20 protein-coding genes are annotated in these 19,311 nt (G+C 38.2%); 1 reads left to right on the forward strand and 19 read right to left on the reverse strand.

Features of this window, described 5'->3' with window-relative positions:
* Positions 1-328 precede the first annotated feature (328 nt).
* From QUF78_RS14350 to QUF78_RS14375, 6 genes are all read right to left on the reverse strand, one after another.
* Positions 329-757 carry a DoxX family protein gene (locus tag QUF78_RS14350; RefSeq protein ID WP_289325183.1) on the reverse strand — a complete coding sequence of 143 codons (429 nt, stop codon included), beginning with the start codon at positions 755-757 and terminating at the stop codon, positions 329-331.
* Positions 758-830: 73 nt separating this feature from the next.
* Positions 831-1,682 (reverse strand): M56 family metallopeptidase, encoded by an 852-nt coding sequence (locus tag QUF78_RS14355; protein ID WP_289325184.1) that lies wholly within the window; start codon positions 1,680-1,682, stop codon positions 831-833.
* Entirely contained in the window at positions 1,682-2,098 is a 417-nt protein-coding gene (locus QUF78_RS14360) for a BlaI/MecI/CopY family transcriptional regulator (protein WP_289325185.1), read from the reverse strand. The genes QUF78_RS14355 and QUF78_RS14360 overlap by 1 nt, the downstream gene beginning before the upstream one ends.
* A gap of 294 nt (positions 2,099-2,392) precedes the next feature.
* On the reverse strand, positions 2,393-3,061 hold the full coding sequence (locus tag QUF78_RS14365; protein ID WP_289325186.1) for an NAD(P)H-binding protein: 669 nt from the start codon (positions 3,059-3,061) through the stop codon (positions 2,393-2,395).
* A 64-nt stretch (positions 3,062-3,125) separates the two neighbouring features.
* Positions 3,126-3,695 (reverse strand): histidine phosphatase family protein, encoded by a 570-nt coding sequence (locus tag QUF78_RS14370; protein WP_289327320.1) that lies wholly within the window; start codon positions 3,693-3,695, stop codon positions 3,126-3,128.
* A 27-nt stretch (positions 3,696-3,722) separates the two neighbouring features.
* Positions 3,723-4,067: an avidin-fold protein gene (locus tag QUF78_RS14375; protein WP_289325187.1), complete on the reverse strand. Its 345-nt coding sequence runs from the start codon at positions 4,065-4,067 to the stop codon at positions 3,723-3,725.
* 242 nt (positions 4,068-4,309) lie between these two features.
* Between QUF78_RS14375 and QUF78_RS14380 the strand changes: the two genes are divergently transcribed.
* A complete protein-coding gene (locus QUF78_RS14380; protein WP_289325188.1) occupies positions 4,310-4,831 on the forward strand; it encodes a DUF2179 domain-containing protein in 522 nt (173 codons plus the stop codon).
* Positions 4,832-5,318: 487 nt separating this feature from the next.
* Here QUF78_RS14380 and QUF78_RS14385 read toward each other — a convergent pair whose 3' ends face one another.
* The 13 genes from QUF78_RS14385 to QUF78_RS14445 all read right to left on the reverse strand — a co-directional run bounded on the left by QUF78_RS14385 (position 5,319) and on the right by QUF78_RS14445 (position 19,187).
* Positions 5,319-5,597: an HNH endonuclease gene (locus QUF78_RS14385; protein WP_289325189.1), complete on the reverse strand. Its 279-nt coding sequence runs from the start codon at positions 5,595-5,597 to the stop codon at positions 5,319-5,321.
* 15 nt (positions 5,598-5,612) lie between these two features.
* Positions 5,613-6,014, reverse strand: a complete 402-nt coding sequence (locus tag QUF78_RS14390; RefSeq protein WP_289325190.1) for a cytosolic protein — start codon at positions 6,012-6,014, stop codon at positions 5,613-5,615.
* 62 nt (positions 6,015-6,076) lie between these two features.
* Entirely contained in the window at positions 6,077-6,832 is a 756-nt protein-coding gene (locus QUF78_RS14395) for an exodeoxyribonuclease III (protein WP_289325191.1), read from the reverse strand.
* A gap of 75 nt (positions 6,833-6,907) precedes the next feature.
* A complete protein-coding gene (gene cls / locus QUF78_RS14400) occupies positions 6,908-8,413 on the reverse strand; it encodes a cardiolipin synthase (RefSeq protein ID WP_289325192.1) in 1,506 nt (501 codons plus the stop codon).
* Between the two features lie 116 nt (positions 8,414-8,529).
* Positions 8,530-9,984 (reverse strand): glycogen synthase GlgA, encoded by a 1,455-nt coding sequence (gene glgA / locus QUF78_RS14405; RefSeq protein WP_289325193.1) that lies wholly within the window; start codon positions 9,982-9,984, stop codon positions 8,530-8,532.
* A gap of 16 nt (positions 9,985-10,000) precedes the next feature.
* Positions 10,001-11,107, reverse strand: a complete 1,107-nt coding sequence (glgD, locus tag QUF78_RS14410) for a glucose-1-phosphate adenylyltransferase subunit GlgD (protein WP_289325194.1) — start codon at positions 11,105-11,107, stop codon at positions 10,001-10,003.
* Between the two features lie 18 nt (positions 11,108-11,125).
* A complete protein-coding gene (locus tag QUF78_RS14415; RefSeq protein WP_289325195.1) occupies positions 11,126-12,292 on the reverse strand; it encodes a glucose-1-phosphate adenylyltransferase in 1,167 nt (388 codons plus the stop codon).
* A complete protein-coding gene (glgB, locus tag QUF78_RS14420; RefSeq protein WP_289327321.1) occupies positions 12,292-14,220 on the reverse strand; it encodes a 1,4-alpha-glucan branching protein GlgB in 1,929 nt (642 codons plus the stop codon). Before glgB ends, QUF78_RS14415 begins: the two co-directional genes overlap by 1 nt.
* A 258-nt stretch (positions 14,221-14,478) precedes the next feature.
* On the reverse strand, positions 14,479-15,492 hold the full coding sequence (locus tag QUF78_RS14425) for a glycoside hydrolase family 15 protein (RefSeq protein ID WP_289325196.1): 1,014 nt from the start codon (positions 15,490-15,492) through the stop codon (positions 14,479-14,481).
* Between the two features lie 319 nt (positions 15,493-15,811).
* Positions 15,812-16,138, reverse strand: coding sequence for an AzlD domain-containing protein (locus QUF78_RS14430; protein ID WP_289325197.1), 327 nt, complete (start codon positions 16,136-16,138; stop codon positions 15,812-15,814).
* Positions 16,129-16,875, reverse strand: coding sequence for an AzlC family ABC transporter permease (locus QUF78_RS14435; RefSeq protein WP_289327322.1), 747 nt, complete (start codon positions 16,873-16,875; stop codon positions 16,129-16,131). Before QUF78_RS14435 ends, QUF78_RS14430 begins: the two co-directional genes overlap by 10 nt.
* Before the next feature lie 25 nt (positions 16,876-16,900).
* Positions 16,901-17,419: a mismatch-specific DNA-glycosylase gene (locus QUF78_RS14440; protein WP_289325198.1), complete on the reverse strand. Its 519-nt coding sequence runs from the start codon at positions 17,417-17,419 to the stop codon at positions 16,901-16,903.
* An 868-nt stretch (positions 17,420-18,287) separates the two neighbouring features.
* Complete coding sequence (locus QUF78_RS14445; RefSeq protein ID WP_289325199.1) at positions 18,288-19,187, reverse strand: sulfite exporter TauE/SafE family protein; 900 nt, start codon at positions 19,185-19,187, stop codon at positions 18,288-18,290.
* Between the last annotated feature and the right edge of the window lie 124 nt (positions 19,188-19,311).

The following is a 19,311-nucleotide window of genomic DNA, read 5'->3' on the forward strand; positions in this document are numbered from 1 at the left end:
AAAATGACTCCAGGCAAAAGTGTTTATCTAAAAGGTAAGACAAAGTTGATTGGAACGGAAGGTACGAGACTCCTGCGGGAAAAGCGCGTCTAGGGGAGACCCCGCAGGCGAAAGCCGAGGAGGCTCCCCGACCGCCCGCGGAAAGCGAGTGCCTGGAGTGGAAAATCAACGGCCAAATTGTACAACTCATAAAAAATAGACAAACTCGATTTTCATCGAGTTTGTCTACAGTCTGAAAGGACCTAATCTATTAGGTCCTTTTTGACTTTAGTCTATTCGTTCTATTCGGTGAGCTACAAACTTGAAGCCGTGATAATTTTTATCCCTATTAACTTGCTATTGTTTCTGATTCTTGTCCTCTTTTAAGATTTGGTAACTTAGAGTCTATAGATAGGAATCGACTTCCATTTAATACTAGGTGAAGTGCAATTATCATAAGAATGAGATCTAATTCGAAACCTGTACCTTCTCCATTCCCCATAAAACCTGATGGAAATTTCACATAAACAATTGCACCAGCCATAATGATTATAAGGAGGGCAGAAATTATTCTTGTTCCAAGACCTAAAATTAAAGCAATTCCTCCAACCAATTCAATTGTACCAACTACATAGGCCATAAACCCGGGAATGCCTATACTTTGAAACCATCCTGAAGTGTTTTCCAATCCACCTTGGAATTTTGACAGACCATGCAACAAAAATGTAACTCCCAATATTACTCTTAATAAAAAGGTACCGATTTCCTGTTTATTCATGACACAACTCCTTTTATTTTATTTCACACTACAAAGTGTAGTGTAATGGTGTAAAAAAATCAAGTGAAAGTCATCAGACAATCACTATAGTCATTCCCAATAGTATAATCAAAACATATATAGAAACAAAAATCGTGGTAATATCAGCCCTCAAAGGAATTGTTTTATGGGGATCGACTAATTGCTGAAGTCTATAGTTAACCGATTCATTCGAGAAGTGGACAAGGACAGGAGAGGATTTATCAGAGCAACAATGTTTAATTAACTTCAACAAAGCAGCACTTATGCCTAATTCAGTCCCCATTTTATTAATCGCATATTCATCGGCTAATAATTCACTTATTATTTTGTAATTTTTATAACACCATTTTGTCAGTGGGATAAACCATAACGCATGTGAAATCAACTGTAAAATGAAGATTACCAGCGGATCGTATTTTTTTTGGTGAAAGGCCTCATGCTCTACTACCGCTTCTAGCTCATCAAAGTCCAATAATCGAATTAAACCAGTACTGATAACAATGAATGGTCGCCTGAAACCAAGTGTAAACGCAAGAGGTTGATCAGCATTCACAACTAAGATATCTTTGTTGACCCGTTTGAATGTTTCATTTATAGACCTTGTCTTTTCAACATTTTTGTAGATAAAAAGCTTTTGTTTAAACCTTCTGGATAAGAGATATTGCTCTGCAATTTTGAATAGGGTGCTCAATATACTATAGGCTATTACAATATTGAGCAGTGTGATGACCACAAAGTAGTATACTGAACCTTCCTTGAATAGACTAAAGCAAAATTTAAAAAAGTTGGCTTTAATATTTACTCCAAAAAAGATGTGTGCCAAAAAAGCTCCCATTTGGCTCCATACTAAACAGGCAATTAGTAGACTCAGGCTTATCACAAAATAAGACTTTTTCCTCCACATTATAATTTATCCTTTTTTAATGATTGAATTTTTTGTTCCAATTTTTCAATTAAACCTTGGTCAGCATCTTTCATGGCATCTAACATATGGCTAATTACAGCCCCTCCAAATTCATCCAGCAAATTCTCAGTAAGTTTCTTTGACTGCTCTTCTAAAAACTCCGCTTTAGACTGAACGGGGCGAAATAATGAAAGCCTTCCTTCAGACCGCTTTTCAAGAATGCCTTTTTCAACCAGTCGATTCATGACCGTCATTACCGTATTAAAGTTGATAGGTTTATCAAGCTCCAAGAACTGTTGAACCGCTTTAATACTCTGTTCATTTTCATTCCATAAATATTCCATGATATTAGCTTCCAAAGGGCCAAAGAAACGATTCAGTCCAACTTCATCATATTTAAAATTTTTAATATTCATTTTTCACCCTCCCACTACGAATTGTAGTGGAAATCCTTGTTAGAATCAAGTTTCAATCGGAAGATTAGATCAAGTATATCCAAAATTCCTACTGGGCCGGTACAACAGAAATTGTACCCCTTCGTAAGACTTTACCTGCCAACCTTTAACATTAGCTTCAATTGCTTTTCCAGCATCAATAGTTTCATTAAAACAGATCCCCTTTCTTCTTAAACGGGCATGAATTCTCAAAAAAAAATTTGTTTTTATATTAAAAAAACGAGCCTTTTGGAGGCTCGTTTCACTAATTAATAATTACCTCTTTGTTGCAAGTTTCTCTATTTCATCTGAATTATAAAAATAATATCCTCGTGCCGTCGTTTGGGCCGCTGCATACATTGCAGCAGCTACTTTGTTTGCTTCTATGGCACAATATGGACGTAATGGGCCCACAAAGAGAAATTTAGCAAAGGAACTTAGCATACCAGAGATCTTTTCACCTGCCCTAAATTCCTTTCGTTCACCAATAAGTAAGGATGGACGAAATATATGGACAGAATTCAATTCTAGGTGTTGTAGTGTTCCTTCCACATCGCCCTTAACACGACTGTAGAAAAACTTTGATTTGGAATCGGCTCCCATGGCTGTTATGACGAGTAATTTTTCAACATCGGACGCTTTCGCCATTTTAGCTGCCTCTATTACATAATCATAATCGACTTTACGAAAAGCTTCCTTCGATTTAGCATTCTTGATCGTTGTACCTAAACAAATGAAAACATCGGTGACGTTGAACAAATCGGCATACTTGGATAAATTTTCAAAATCCACAACGTGTCCTGTGCACTTGGGTTCCGTGAATTTCATTTCCCTTCTTGTCAGTAAGTGGATTTCCTTATAAATTTTGCTCTTGCTTATCTCTTTAACCAACTGGGTACCAACCACACCTGTAGCCCCTAAAATCAATGCCGTCTTAGTAGTCATGATTTCCTTCTTTCCTTCATTAGTTACTGAATATCATCCAGACCCATTTTTTAACCTAAATAAACTAAGTTAAATGATTAACTTGATTGAAATCATCTATTATCCAGGAATCGACATCAAATCTAATCGTACTCAAACATGCATTGAACAAGCGCATTTCGTTGGAAACGATAGACTCGTTTGACATCAACCGTAAAATGAAATGAATGACAGCGCCATGTGCAACAAGTATAACTTTCTTCTCGGGATACTCCTTTTGAATTTCCTGGAGCCCATTCATCAGCCTGTATTGTAAAGAATCCTGATTTTCCTGACCCGGATATACTTTATCCTTGAATGCAGCTTCCCTTTCAGCCGCTGTCATTCCTTCAGCGACACCAAAATTCTTTTCAATGAATTCCATTTTTTCGATAACCGGGACTTCAATATTACGGGAAATGATATCAGCCGTTTCCCTTGCCCTTTTTAGAGGGCTTGAAATAATTACATCCCAATCCTCTTTTGACAAAAATTCACCACATTGCCGTGCCTGTAACTTTCCTAGTTCATTTAAAGGGATATCAGTCTGCCCCTGAAGTTTTCCTATTGCATTCCAATCTGTTTGACCATGCCGCACTAAACATATAGTAGTAATTGTCCTCAAACCCCTCTATGTAGATTGTTATTTTATCACTTCTTCTATGATGGAGTGTCCTTCACTCTGCTCGAGATCAGACCATTTCCACTTTTCATGCAAGCGTATCCTTCCATCAGGGAGTATTTTAGGGGTGGAAAGACAGCTACCTCCTCTAATTTCACCTTTTTCATTGACATGATTATACCTGAATTCCAGAGATCCATCCATATTGACAAGCCCAATTAAAGTACCCTTAACAATCTCTCCGCCCTGATAACTTGCTGAAAGAATTGAACCTTCTTGTGAATAGTGGAAGGATGTACTTCCTGATACTTCTCCATTTTCAGAATTGACTTTAGCTCTGAATATCCGTCCATCATAATTAATCATGATCATTCCCCCATATTGAATTAATAAGGATAATGATACCAAATTAATGAAAAAAAAGAATATTTAAAATCTTATAAAAACATAATTCGTCCTCAATGTAAATGCCACAAAAAATACATAATATTTCCCATTGAATTCTTCTATTATTTTGTGGTTAGATTATGGAAGATGTTACATATGGTATGAACAATCCCAGAGGTGAAACATCTAAATTAATTTGAAGATATTGGTGAGGTGCTCATTTGAAAGAAATACTTCTGATTCTACTATTACAACTTATTTATGTTCCGATTTACACGCTGCGAACCATTTTCTTAGTAAAAAATATTACCATACTTGCCTCGATTCTGGGTATCGCAGAAATGTTAGTATACGTTTTTGGTTTATCCCTTGTATTTGGCGGTGACCAAAGCATACTCGCCATGGTTGTATATGCAGTCGGTTTTGGAATCGGAATAATTTTTGGTACGAAAATTGAGCAAAAACTCGCCATCGGTTTTATAAATGTAACCGTTAATACCCAAACCAAAAATGAATCCTTAGTTGATACATTGAGGAATAATGGATTTGGTGTCACTCTTTATACGGGCGAAGGCAGGGATAGCAACCGTTATCGAATGGAAATATTGACAAAACGCAACCGGGAACAAGAATTGATAGCAACCGTTGAAAAGTTTGAGCCTAAGGCTTTCATCATTTCATATGAACCACGTTATTTTAAAGGTGGATTTTTACTGGACCGGTTGAAAAATAAAGCAAGCTGAATATATGCAAAAGCCCATCTATAAAGATGGACTCAGACTGTAGACAATCTCGAAGAAAAGCGAGTATTATCTACAGTTTTTTCTTTATAATCGTTACTGTTGTTTTTAGAATTCCACTCCCTTTCCGCCGGCTGTCTCCCAAGCATCTTTGGTGTCTCGGCTAGCCACATATTCGGCAGGAGTCTCGCGAATTTCTTTAATCCAGTGAGGTTTTCATCCTATATTAAAACAGTAAAAAAATATAACCAAATCTTGTTTTAAAATCATGGTTATAATTCCCTCGAGTTGACCACTATGCTTTCGAAACGTAAATATTCAACGAGACCAAATTGAAATTATCGCGTTAGTCGAACTTGTGTCCCTGAACCACCTGGAGAAATGTATTCAGAAGTAGGGCACCCAAGTACTGATCCCTCGCTTTTAATAAAACTCTCATTTAACCTTTTGTCGACAAACAAAGCCCATCTATTAAAGATGGGCTTTTGCATTATTTGGTTTTTGATTTTTTAATCTTAACTGCCCTAGTAACCGGTTGTTTTTTAATCCACTTTACATATTTTTTTAATGCTTCATCATCTTTCAGCAAAACCACGTTATATAGCCGGATCGCCAGCTCTCGGTTTGAATACAATGCATGAATCTGTTTATGACATGATTTACAGAGATAGGCAATTGGTAAAAGGCTGCCTCCTAACTCTCTAGGAGTTAAATGATGGATGGTCAGTTGAATCTCACCCCTGTCACAAAGCTCACAAGTACCTTTCATCTCTTCACGCGACCGTTAAGGCTTTACGGATTTTCCTTCTTCAACAATATGAAACATCAAATGGGCAAGATGATGGATTGGCCCATACTCTTCTTTGTCATCATCTTCTTCTTCCACTTCCACTTCATCCATGCCTTGTAAATAAAGTGCCATGAACTCATAAAAATCATTTTTAGTAAAGGAGTAACAATCACTTGGATCCTGGTTATCTTCTTCATATTGTAAAACAAGATGAGATAAATCACCCTCATCATCTTCTGCATCAAAAAAAACGAAATAACCGATATTTGTATCCAGTTCAAATAATCTGCGAAAACCGCGTGATGTTGTTTTTTCAAACTCAGCCGCCGTCAATTTTTGCACTTGCATGCTGTCTACATTATCTTCTTGATGAAAGCCCACGATAAATGTGTTCATAGTCTACCTCCTGTTGAATATGGATAACCATTAGTATCCCCATTTACCCGGATTTATTCTATTTAGAGGGTAGTTTCCAAGACAACCGGGCAATGATCACTTCCCATTACATCGCAGTGAATGTTAGCCTCAATTAAAGAATCCGCCAGCCGTTTTGAAACAATAAAATAATCAATTCTCCAACCGATATTCCGCTCTCTTACTTTTGCCATATATGACCACCAAGTGTAGGCGCCTTCCTGTTTAGGATAAAAATGGCGAAATGTATCGATAAACCCTGCACCGAGTAATTCAGTCATCTTTCCACGTTCTTCATTAGTGAATCCGGAATTCCCAATATTAGGTTTCGGGTTTTTTAAGTCGATTTCCTGATGTGCAACATTGAGGTCCCCACAGAAAATAACCGGCTTCACCAAATCAAGTTTTTTAAGATAATCAATCATCCCATCTTCCCACTCGAGACGGTAATCAAGCCTTGATAAATCCCTTTTGGCATTGGGTGTATATACATTCACCATATAGAAATTCTCGAATTCCAATGTTATGATTCTGCCTTCGGGTTCCTCGTCCATCTCCCCAACACCATATTTCACTGAAAGCGGTTTTTCCTTCGTGAATATGGCTGTACCTGAATATCCTTTTTTCAATGCATAATTCCAATATTGATGGTACCCTTCCAATTCAAGTGAAATTTGCCCTTCTTGAAGCTTAGTTTCTTGAAGGCAAAAAATATCTGCATCCACATCTTTAAAGTAATCTAAAAATCCTTTTTTAACACAAGCTCTAATTCCATTCACATTCCAGGAAACCAATTTCATATTCGCTTAAATTCTCCTTATGGCCAACTAATTTCATTACATTTCCACTATACTATTTATCTGCTTTTTTTCCCATTAGAGGATATTCGAAAACAATCTGGCAAATGATTCTTTTGAACGTTCCAGTAAGCCACGATTGTTATAACTAATTAGATCTAGTTTGTCACTATCGATCATATCCTCTTTATAATGAGTGACAAGATCATCAATGGAACAGCTGCCCATAAGAAAGACATTCACTTCGAAATTCAGATGAAAACTCCTCATATCCATGTTTGCCGTCCCTATGGAAGCCATATCACCATCTACGATTATAATTTTCTGATGTAAAAAACCCTTTTTATACGTGTATACCTCTACACCGAATTGTAGCAGCTCCCCGAAGTAGGAGCGGCTGCCATATTGAGTTAAAAACCCATCATTTACTGCGGGTACCATAACCCTAACTTGTATCCCCTTAATGGCGGCATGTTTAATTGCTGCTTTAATCGCTTGATTAGGTACGAAGTATGGACTCGCTATCCAAATTGATTCAGTGGCGCTAGTGATAAGCGAATAGTAAAAATCACTCATGATTCCCTGTTGTGTATCCGGTCCGCTCGCAACTACCTGGACAGCTCCATCCCCTTGTTTAACATTATTTTTGAATACCGGACGTTTCTGCAATACATCTTCCCCACTTACATATTCCCAATCCAAAAGGAAAACAGTATGAAGCATATATACTGCTTCACCTTTTAGGACCATATGTGTATCTCTCCAAAATCCAATGTTCTTATTTCGTCCTAAATATTCCTCCCCTACGTTTAAACCGCCTACAAAGCCAATTTCCCCATCAATGATGATGATTTTTCGATGATTCCTAAAATTAAACTTTTGATTGAAAAAACCATGTTTCAGAGGCGAAAATGGATATGCTTTTATTCCTGCATTTTTCATCCGCTTTACTTCATTATTTGAAAGGCTTAAACTACCGGCGGCATCAAAAATGAATAAAACTTCCACACCATCTTTTGCTTTTTCTATTAGGATATCTATTATTTCGGTCCCCAGCCTGTCTGAACGAAAAATATAATATTCAATATGGATGAATTTTTCAGCCTTTTTTAACTGTTTGATGATTTCTGTAAACGTTTCGTTCCCATTTTTCAATACTTCCGTTTGTGAAGATGTACTTATAGTGGTCTCAGAAGCATTTTTGGCAAAAGCTGCGAATGCTTGCTGATGATTATTCAAGAACGTTAAATCTGGCGATGATACATGAGTGACAAGACTCTTCCATTCTTCCCGATCTTTTTTTCTTTTACTTCTAAACAAATACCCCTTTAAATAGAGCTGTCCTGAAAATAGATAAAACACATAACCAAATACAGGGAAAAACAAAAGCACGTACATCCATAAAAGGGTCTCGTGAGCAAATCTATTTTCCAGCATTAGTGAAAACATGGTAACAAACATGACAAAAATATATAATCCAATAAAAAATAGCTTCACGTTGAAGCTGACATGAGTGAACAGGATCATATAAACTGCAGCCATTAAAATAAATAAAAATACAATTTCCATTCTTCTTCTTCTCATCTTTTCATTCTCCTACACAGCAATATTTTATATATATCTAGACATATACCCATATTTGATGGTAAAAGAAACAAAACACTTACGAAGACTCTTTTCGCAAGTGTTTTGTGTAATTCCTATCCAATTATCACTTCTTGACAGGAGACAGGAATCAGAGATTCATATAGCTCCATATACTTTAAGGAAGATGATGTCCAACTGAAGTCTAACTTCATTGCGTTTTCGACCAGATTCCTCCATCTTTTCGGCTGGAATTTGTACAGCCCAACAGATTGTTCAATTGTATGAAGCATATCGTGAGCATTATAATTCGTAAAACTGAAGCCATTCCCCTCACCAGTAAATTGATTATACGGAATGACCGTATCACGAAGTCCGCCTGTCTCCCTCACTAACGGCAGAGTACCATAACGAAGGGCTAATAGTTGGCCAATACCACATGGTTCGAATTGGGAAGGCATCAGAAATAAATCAGAACCTGCATAAATGCGCCTAGCTAAACCCTCATCAAAAGATGTATTTACTGAAACCTGATTTGGATACTGGTCAGCTAAATGGCGAAATGAAGATTCATAATGCTCATCACCCGTACCTAAAAGGATGAATTGAATCCCTTGATTCATCATTTCATGAAATACATGGAGAATAAGATCGATTCCTTTTTGATCAACAAGTCTGGTCACCATTGATATAACAGGGATTCCATCATTAATCGGAAGATTCAGCGATTCCTGTAACTGACGTTTATTCTCCATCTTACCCTCATAGGAATCGAATGGAACAGGAAGATGTTCATCTTCCGCAGGATTATATTCCTCATAATCGACACCATTGACAATCCCTTTAAGGTCACCATTCCTTTTCCTTAAAAACCCATCCAGATTTTCCCCAAAATAGGGACTTTGAATTTCTTCCGCATAACTTGGGCTGACAGTTGTGACTATGTTAGAGAAAGCTAATCCAGCTTTCAAATAACTGACATTCCCATGGAATTCAAGACCATCGATATTAAAATATAACTCACTCAAATCCAGTAATTCTGCTAAAACAGCTTTAGGATAAACTCCTTGATAGCGTAAATTATGTATGGTAAATATCGTTTTAATATCCTGATAGAAAGGATGGTTATGATAATGAGCTTTCAGCAAAACACTGACAAGGCCAGTTTGCCAATCGTGACAGTGTATGACATCCGGCTTTTCTTCTAAATAGGGTAAAGCCTCTAATACTGCACGGGAAAAGAAGGCGAATCTTTCGCCATCATCAAAAAAACCATAACTCCCATGCCTTTTAAAATAATATTCATTATCCAGGAAATAATATGTAATTCCATCAGCAACAAGTTTTTCGATACCACAAAATTGCTGGCGCCAACCGACAGGAACTTCGATACTCGTCATATGTTTCAGTTCCTGTTTGAAGCGGTTTGGCAGATCCCCGTATTTAGGAAGGATGACACTTACATGGACACCCTGTTTTTTTAGCGCTTTCGGGAGCGCGCCTATAACGTCTCCGAGCCCTCCCGTTTTTATAAAGGGGGCGCATTCTGAAGCAGCAAATACAACGTTCATTGCCGCACCTCCTCTATTAAATTACTTCAGCTTTTTTTATTACAGTCGGCTGTTTTAAACCAATTACGGATTTTTCACTAGTAATTTTCACTTCTTTATCGGTAATGATATTTTCTACGATAGCGCCTTCTTCGATCACGCCTTTTTGCATGATGATGCTATTTTTTATAATCGCGCCCTTTTTAACCTTTACCCCACGGAAGAGAATACTGTTTTCGACAGTCCCTTCAATAACACAACCGTTGGCTATCAATGAATTGGTAACCTTTGAAGAACGTGAATATTTGGTCGGTGCCTCATGCTTGATTTTTGTATAAACATCCCAAGTATCTCCGAAGAAAGAACGGATGACCGAAGGGTTCAGGAAATTCATATTACTGGAATGGAAACTTTCAATGGAATGGATGAACGGCATATCTCCAGTAAAATTGTAGCCTTTGACGGTAAAACGATGAAGATTGGCTTTCACAGCATCTTTCAAAAAGTCATATTCTCCACTGGCAACACAGCTTTTGATCAAGTTCACCAATAGGGTTTTACTTATGATGAAGGTTTCTAGACAAACATGGTCACCAGGTCTAGGGATTGTGTAGAAGCTAATGTCAGTGATGTCTTCATCCGAATCTACTGAGCAGGTGTGATAGATTGGTTTTTCAATCAATTCCCCTTCATAATCCTTATATACGACCGTGATATCCGCTTTATGTTTTTTATGATAATCAAGCACTTCATTAAAATCCAATTTGCATACATGGCTTCCAGGAGAAATGATGACAGTATCTGCCTCTGCACGTTCGAAAAAGCTGAGGTGATCGTAGAATTGCTTCATATCGCCTGTTACCGTTTCATCCGGATGGATAGGGGGCAAGATGTATAATCCCCCTGAACGCCGATCCAAGTTCCATTCTTTACCTGATCCAAGATGATCCATAACCGAGAGATATTTTTCCTTTGGAAAAACGGCCACTTTCGATACATCCGCATTTATGAAGTTAGACATCGTAAAGTCAATCAAACGGTAGCGTCCACCAAATGGCACCGATGCTACATTACGGTGAGCAGTCAGATCTTTTAAATGTTGTTTTTCATTGATTAAGTTAATAATACCCAACACGTTTTCCATAGCATCTTCCCCTTTTTCCTAGTTCAGAGTGATCTTTTTTTTGTTTGGATTGATAATGGTCTGATTTTCGCCAATTAATGTAATATCGGATGTAACCGCTGAATTGCCAACTACGGCACCATCTTCTATTACGCAATTGCTGGCTATGATGCTTCTTTCTATATGAACGTTTTCACCAATAGTGACATTAGGCATGATGACTGAATCTTTTATGGTTGACCCATAGCCCACCTGAACATTATAGGATAAAACAGAATGTTCAATGTTCCCATGTATCAAGCACCCTTCATTGATAAGCGACTGACTGACCTCGGCATCTGACGATATATATTGCGGAGGGTGATTCGCATTGCGGGCAAAGATTTTCCATTGTTGATCATCCAACTGGAAATTTGGCGTTTCCTCCAATAAATCCATATGGGCCTGCCAAAGGCTTTCCACCGTTCCAACATCTTTCCAATAATCATTAAAACGATAGGCATATAGCTTTTTTCGGTCTTCAAGCATCTTTGGAATGATGTTGCTACCGAAATCATTAGAAGAATTTGCATCTTTTTCATCGTTTATTAAATACCGTCTTAGGGTCTTCCAGTTGAAAAGGTAAACGCCCATGGAAGCAAGATTACTCTTTGGATACTTTGGTTTTTCGTCGAATTGGGTGACTTTATCATCATCATTGGTATTCATGATTCCAAAACGGCTTGCTTCCTGCCATGGCACTTGAATGACGGCGATGGTTGCCTCTGCATTTTTTTTGACATGATAATCCAGCATCTTACTGTAATCCATCTTATAGATATGGTCACCTGAGAGAATCAGTACATGTTCCGGATCATAGTTATCAATGTATTGGATATTTTGATAAACAGCGTTTGCCGTCCCTTTATACCACTCACCGCCTTCTTTCCCTTGATAAGGGGGAAGAACGGATACTCCACCAACATCCAGATCGAGATCCCAAGCTTTGCCATTACCAACATAATCATTTAGAATCAATGGCTGGTATTGGGTCAGTACCCCAACCGTATCAATACCAGAATGAGTGCAGTTACTTAATGGAAAATCGATGATTCTATATTTACCGCCAAAGGGAACAGCTGGTTTTGCCAAACCGATTGTCAATTCACCTAACCTTGAACCCTGGCCTCCTGCTAATAACATTGCTATCCATTTTTTCGCTCCCATTATTCGTTCACTCTCCCCCGTCTTTTTTTTGTTTGCTTCATATAAATTGAAATGCCTAATGGAGGTACAGTTATTTCCATGCTGAATGGTTGATTATGGTATGGTTCTTTTTTGACATTAATGGGTTCTTCATTGATCTGGCCAGATCCTCCAAAAGCTGTCGAATCACTGTTGAAGACCTCTATATATTTCCCATGGGATGGTACACCTATTTGATAATGAGCATGGGTCTGCGCAGAAAAATTACATACAACAATGCAATAATCGCCTTTACGTTTCCCTTTTCTCATAAAGGTAATGATACTCTGGGTACTATTGTTTGGATCTATCCATTCAAATCCCTCCTGGACATGATCTAGTCTCCATAGAGAGGAAGTTTCCCTGTAAAATTCCTGAAGGGTACGGAAGTAATATGCCAGCTTTTCGTGAGATTCATATTCCAAAAGCAGCCAATCCAATTGTTCTTCATCTTTCCATTCTATGAATTGGCCAAATTCACTGCCCATAAATAGAAGCTTCTTACCAGGATGCGCCATGAAATATCCAAGGAGTAAACGCAAATTTGCGAATTTCTGCCAATAGTCACCTGGCATCTTGTTCAATAAAGACTTCTTGCCATGAACTACTTCATCATGTGAAAAGGGCAAGACGAAATTTTCTGAAAAAGCATAGAAAAATGAAAATGTTAAGAGGCTATGGTGATTTGGCCTTTCTCCCGTTTCAAGTTTCATATAACGAAGGATATCATTCGTCCATCCCATATTCCATTTGTAGTTAAAACCCAGGCCGCCTATATCGGTAGGAGAAGTTATAAGTGGCCGGTCTGTTGCTTCTTCAGCCATCATTAATGCATTGGGATATTTCTTGAAAACCACTTCATTAAGTTTTTGCAAAAATTGTATGGCTTCTAGATTCTCCTCGCCGCCAAACTGGTTTTTTAGCTTGACCGGCAAGGGATTATCATGATTTAAATAAACCATTGACGATACCGCATCGACACGGACTCCATCAATATGGTAAACATCCATCCAAAACATTACATTTGATATGAGGAAACTGATTACTTCCGGTTTGGTAAAATCAAAATTGTACGTACCCCATAACGGTCGCTCTGCCCTAGCATGATCAATTGGTTCATAGAGAGGCGTACCGTCAAAACGGGAAAGCCCATGAGCGTCTTTACAAAAATGGGCGGGAACCCAGTCAAGGATTACCCCAATGCCCTTTTGGTGACAAAGGTTAATTAAATACTTAAAATCTTCCGGTGATCCGTAACGACTAGTTACTGAATAATATCCCGTGACCTGGTATCCCCATGATTTATCATATGGGTGTTCCATTATGGCCATGATTTCAATATGTGTAAAACTATTATCAATCACATAATCAACTAATCTATCAGCCAATTCACGGTAAGAATAAAATTTGCCATTTTCTGTCTGTTTCCATGTTCCGGGGTGCACTTCATAAATGGACATGGGTTTATGATAAATATTTTCCTTTTTCCTATCGGCTATCCACTTCGAATCTTGCCATTCAAAATTATCAAGCCTTTTAATGACCGAGGCTGTTTTTGGTCTGACTTCCGAATAGAAGGCATATGGATCGGCTTTTAGGATACGTTTATTTCCAGGTGTATGTATTTCGTATTTATATATTTCCCCTTCTTGTAGCCCTGGTACGAACAACACCCAGATACCTGAACGCTCGATCCGCTTCATCACATGATCATTACCGTCCCAATTATTAAAATTACCGACTACTGAAACTTGCTTGGCATGGGGGGCCCAAACGGCGAAACGTACTCCTTCATTACCTAATGATGTTACAATGTGTGCCCCAAGCATTTTATAACTTTCATAAAGGGTGCCTTCATGAAACAAATATAAATCGAAATCGCTTGGATAATTCTCTTGTAGCTGGTCCATAATTGTACTCAATAAAACCCCTCCATCAGTATTAACTCGATAGTATTTTACCTATCCTTCCCCAGTTATTATATATATTCGGTGAAAATGACATTAATCCTTCAAATGGAGGTGAAGTTATTGTAATAAATGCCCGTTTTTTTGCAAATTAAAACATTATTTTGAAAAAAATAACCATTTAATGTAAAAATATTATTATACCACTAAAAACCCCCTCCATTTTATGGAAAGAGCTTTATGGTTTCTTGTATGAATGCTTCATGTTGCTTGTTCAGTTCGAACCATGTCAGTTTTCGTTAAGAATAAATAGGATAAAGAGACGGACCATGCCAGTGGAGTATTCCTATTTGGAATATCACTGCCTCCTATATATAGCTCAGGTACTTCCCAATTTTCCGGAATGATCATTTTCGTTTTATTTATATATTCCATTACTTTGTTCATCATGCCAAGTTCAAGATAGCATAGGCCCAACCACGGAAGCCCGAAACACCATTCCGCTTCTTGACCGTCATTATAATAAAGGTCCCTTTCATATCGTATACAGCCTTTTGTTCGTTCAAGGCGCTCTGTGACATTTTTCAATATTTTAAGGGCTATTTCACGATCTACCAGTCGATAAGGATAAATTAAGGATAAAAGGGCTAAATCCGTCTCTTTTGTATAACTTTCCCTTGGAAGCAGGAAACGGAGGGTTTCTTCTCCCTTTTTAATCAGTTCCTCCTTAACGTTGACCAGCATCTTGACTGAATTCAAACCAGCAATACATGCACCGATGCTTGAAGCGTGAATTTCGATATTTTCTTCCCACATCCCGTTATCTTCCGACTGCCAATATTGCAGGCATTCCAAGTAATTGACCAACTTTTGAACGATTTGTAAATCACGTTGGTTTCTTATAACCTTTTTCCCATGCCTGAATCCTTCACCGACACCCCATAAGAAGGAACCGATTGCATCATTTTGGGCATGCCCCCACTCATCGGGAAGTTCCTTAAGCTCAGTGGAATACCTTGCATGGATATGTTCAAAAAGAAACTGTGGTTTCTGTTCTGTATGAATATCTATCTTCCACTCATAGGATTGAAGTAAGTCGAATAAAGCATGATATGCTTTCTCGTAACGATTGGATGGATCATTTATAAAAGGCAATACTGTATAAACGACATCCCTTATCCAGACATAATTATAATCATCGGAAACGCTTGCAGTATATGCGCCATTTGGAAGCCGCATGCGATCAAGAACCTCTAGGGCACCATTTACATTCATCAATGAACACCTCCATAGTTATTTGCTTATTCCCATTGTTGACAGACTCCCATTTTCTAAACCTTGGTTCATACATTTTCTATTAGAAGCGCTTTCATTCCAGTTAACCAAAACGACATTTCAGAAGTTCATTCACCCTAGTTTATGTAATTACTGCCGGTTTTGATAATCAAGCTTTCAATGTTCATTAAAAAGCGTTATTTGCCTAACGGAAATGAACGAATTCAATAAGTTGCTGGTTATTCTTGTGAAATAAAAAACCAGTAATGGCAATCCATTACTGGTTATATCGGCCTATCACATAAAAGTTTAGGATTCATTAAAAGAAAAATCGTAATATCATCAAGGAAAGCACTCCAATCATTACCGTTCCCAATAGACTCCTCGTAAAAATGGCAACCAGGAAAGCTGGGAAAGCTGCGGCCAAATTCAATGCATTATCCCTAATTGAAAAGACCTGTTCCGATAATAGAAGTTCTTGAGCCAATAACGCCGCCATTACGGCCACTGGCACATGCTTTAACCAGTCGATGCCCCACTCAGGAATCTGCATTTTACTAAGCAGCATCAAGGGTACGACTCTAGGTATGAAAGTTACAATCGAAGTCCCTAAGATTACTATAAGGATATATCCGCTTATTTCCATCTGCCAATCACCATCCCTATCGTTGAAGCTACAATCGTTGCAACTATTACTCCAGTACTGCCAGGAAATAAGAAACTTACTGCAACAACGATTAATATGCTGCTAAAAGCGACTGCAAGATCTATAAAAAAGTCCTTTTTACTTACTATTTGCAAAACTAAAAGGCCGATGAACATCGCTGGCAGAGCGAAGTCCATCCCATATTTTTCGGGATTTGGAATCCATTGTCCAAAGAAACCGCCGGCCATATTTGCAATGAACCAATTTAAATAGGCTGCAAGATTCAGACCAAGCATCCATTTAAAATCGAGTTGTTTCTTTTTCTGTGCTGTTGTGACGGCCACTCCAAACGTTTCATCAGTTAACAAGGCCCCGGTTATCAGGTTTTGTTTAAAACTTTGATGTCTGAAATATGGAGTCAATGCCGCACTAAGTAATAAATGGCGACTGTTAACAAAAAAAATCGTAAAAATAATGGCCGATACTGGATGACTTGCAGCTATCATCCCTGCCGCTATGAATTGTCCAGACCCAGCATAGAGTAAAAGCGACATTAGTGCCACTTCCATCATACTTAATCCTGACGTTTTTTCGACGACCCCTGCAGCAAAACCGATACTTAGGTACCCTAATAATGTAGGAATACAATCCTTTACTCCTTGCCAAAAGCCTTCCCCATCAATGACTTCGGAAGTGCCATCGCTTTTCCATTCAGCATGATCCTGACTCATATGAATTCCACCCTTGTTTAAATAAGTTCCTTCAATTAGATTCCAGCTTACCGAGCAGAATTGGTAACTCACTATATATTTCAATGATCTCTTCTATCCGCATTCTCACTAAACCGCTGGAAGAAGGGGCAACGAATTCCATGGTCCGATTCGATGAAGGATCTTCCTGAAGACCCCAAGAGACCTTTCGAATTTGACGATATTCCTGATAGACACCCTTGCCTACAAAACAGACAAGTTTAGGTTTATACTTTTCAATTTTCCTTTTTAATTGCTTCCTTCCCCTTATGTACTCGTCTTTTGTGATTTCGTCAGCACCTTTTGTAGGCCTGGAAACGATATTGGTAAAACCATAACCTAAATCCAGTAATGACGAGTCTTCAGTTGGGTGATATTTCCTTGGTGTCAGCCCGGACTCGTATAGGATTTTCCAAAAACGATTGTTTGGATTCGCATAATGATGGCCAGTCTCTCCTGACCGAATGCTTGGATTGAAACCGACGAACAATATATCCAGATTTTCCTTTAAATGATCAGAGATGCCTTCCATGTTAAAACTCCTTTTCAAATCTCTTATATAATTATTGAGCAAAAAACAAAAAATATTTAACTACCTTTTCCGCCATTTTCCCAAACTTATGTCCAAAAACTTAAAAACGCTTTAATTAGAATGAAGGATGATAGTTCCATAATATAGCGATAACCTGGCAAATGGAAGATTGAAGACCTATTGCTCCGCTTGAATTTAGTATTCATTTTTTCCATAGAATGATAAATGCTTTAAAACAAGAAAAAACTACACTCATTTCTCTTTCTCGAATGAGTGTAGTTCAGGAATGAAATGACCATTAACCCAGCTTCCTTCATTCATTTCCCGAATAATGGAATGACTGATAAATCTAAAATACCCTAGCTTAGCAAACCAGTCGGGAAAGGACTGGATAAGTGGTATATACCCGAGTTCAAAAGAAACAGCCACCTTATAGATGACTGCTTATACATATACCTTATTGTGCGCAAGCCACTCGATCATAATTTTTTGATTAAGCGGGGTATTGATATCCAGATTACTTCAAAACTCTCAATATGAATGAAGATAAGGATGGCCTTCTTTAAGATAGGGGGGTTTTGATCCTTTGTCAGGAGAATAAAACTATATAGTTATTGGAGGCACAAGTCTCTCGATTTTAAAAAGGGTATACTTAATGGATAAGGTAATTAACAAAGCTATGGATCCAGAAATTAAATGAGTCTATTAAATAGAATCAGGAACCATTAAAATTAAACGCAACCTGTGTTAACTTTAAGGCGAATCGCATCAATCAAATGACTTTTCTCGTAGGTATTTATGTACCTACGAGTTTTCATGTTAGGTATCAGACTATCTTTTTATTAAATCCGCTTCTTTCTAAACGGATTTAGGAAACATTCTGACGTTGTTCGATATGATCATGTTTTCTTGCTGTGGACATCTTATTGATGGTAAGAAGAATTCCTGAAAGCCAAATTACTACGATAGCTGTATAGATATATATATGGGCTTCAATCGGAATCCATGTAGCTAATAGGGTTCGTACATTGATTAGGATAATAAAACCCCCTACTAAAACACCCATTAATTGAGCAGGAAGCATCCTGACGAGCCAAGCTGCAATTGGTGCGGCAACCACTCCACCAATTATCAACGCCACCACCCAAAGCCAATTGACAGCTTCCCATCCAAGCGAGAGGATAAAACCAAGACTTCCGAAGAAAGCAATGGCAAATTCACTCGTATCTACAGTCCCTACGGCTTTCCTAGCAGTCATTCCTTTTTTTGACAATAAAACAGGCGTTGCAATCGGGCCCCAACCGCCTCCACCTGTTGCATCACAAAAGCCTGCAAAAAGGCCTAACGGAATGGATTGTTTTGCGGTTAATGGCTTAACGGTTTCATTTTCTTTTGACGGTTTGAAAATAAATAAAAAGCGGAATAAAACGTAAACACCAAGGCCAAATAAAAATATGGCAATGTATGGTTTAGCTAATTCGGCAGGCAGGTTGCTCAGGAAACATGCCCCTACAAATGCTCCAACCGAACCTGGGATGATCAAGCGATAGACCATATTTTTATCTACGTTCCCAAACTTTATATGTGAAGCTCCGGACACCGCAGTGGTCACTACTTCCGATAAATGAACGGATGCTGATGCTACTGCAGGGGCAATCCCGAATGTCAATAATAAGGAAGTTGAACTCACCCCATACCCCATGCCAAGCGAACCATCGATTAATTGGGCTAAAAACCCGATAAAGGCTAAAACGATTAACTTTTTCATGACCTTCCCCTTTCACTAAAATAGAACCTTGATAACATCAATCCGACGGTACAGTTCACCTGTATAAATAGATCATTCAGGTTTCCATTAAGACACAAAGAGGCACCTAACCAATGGAATGACA

Source organism: Peribacillus sp. ACCC06369 (assembly GCF_030348945.1).
Taxonomy (GTDB): domain Bacteria; phylum Bacillota; class Bacilli; order Bacillales; family DSM-1321; genus Peribacillus.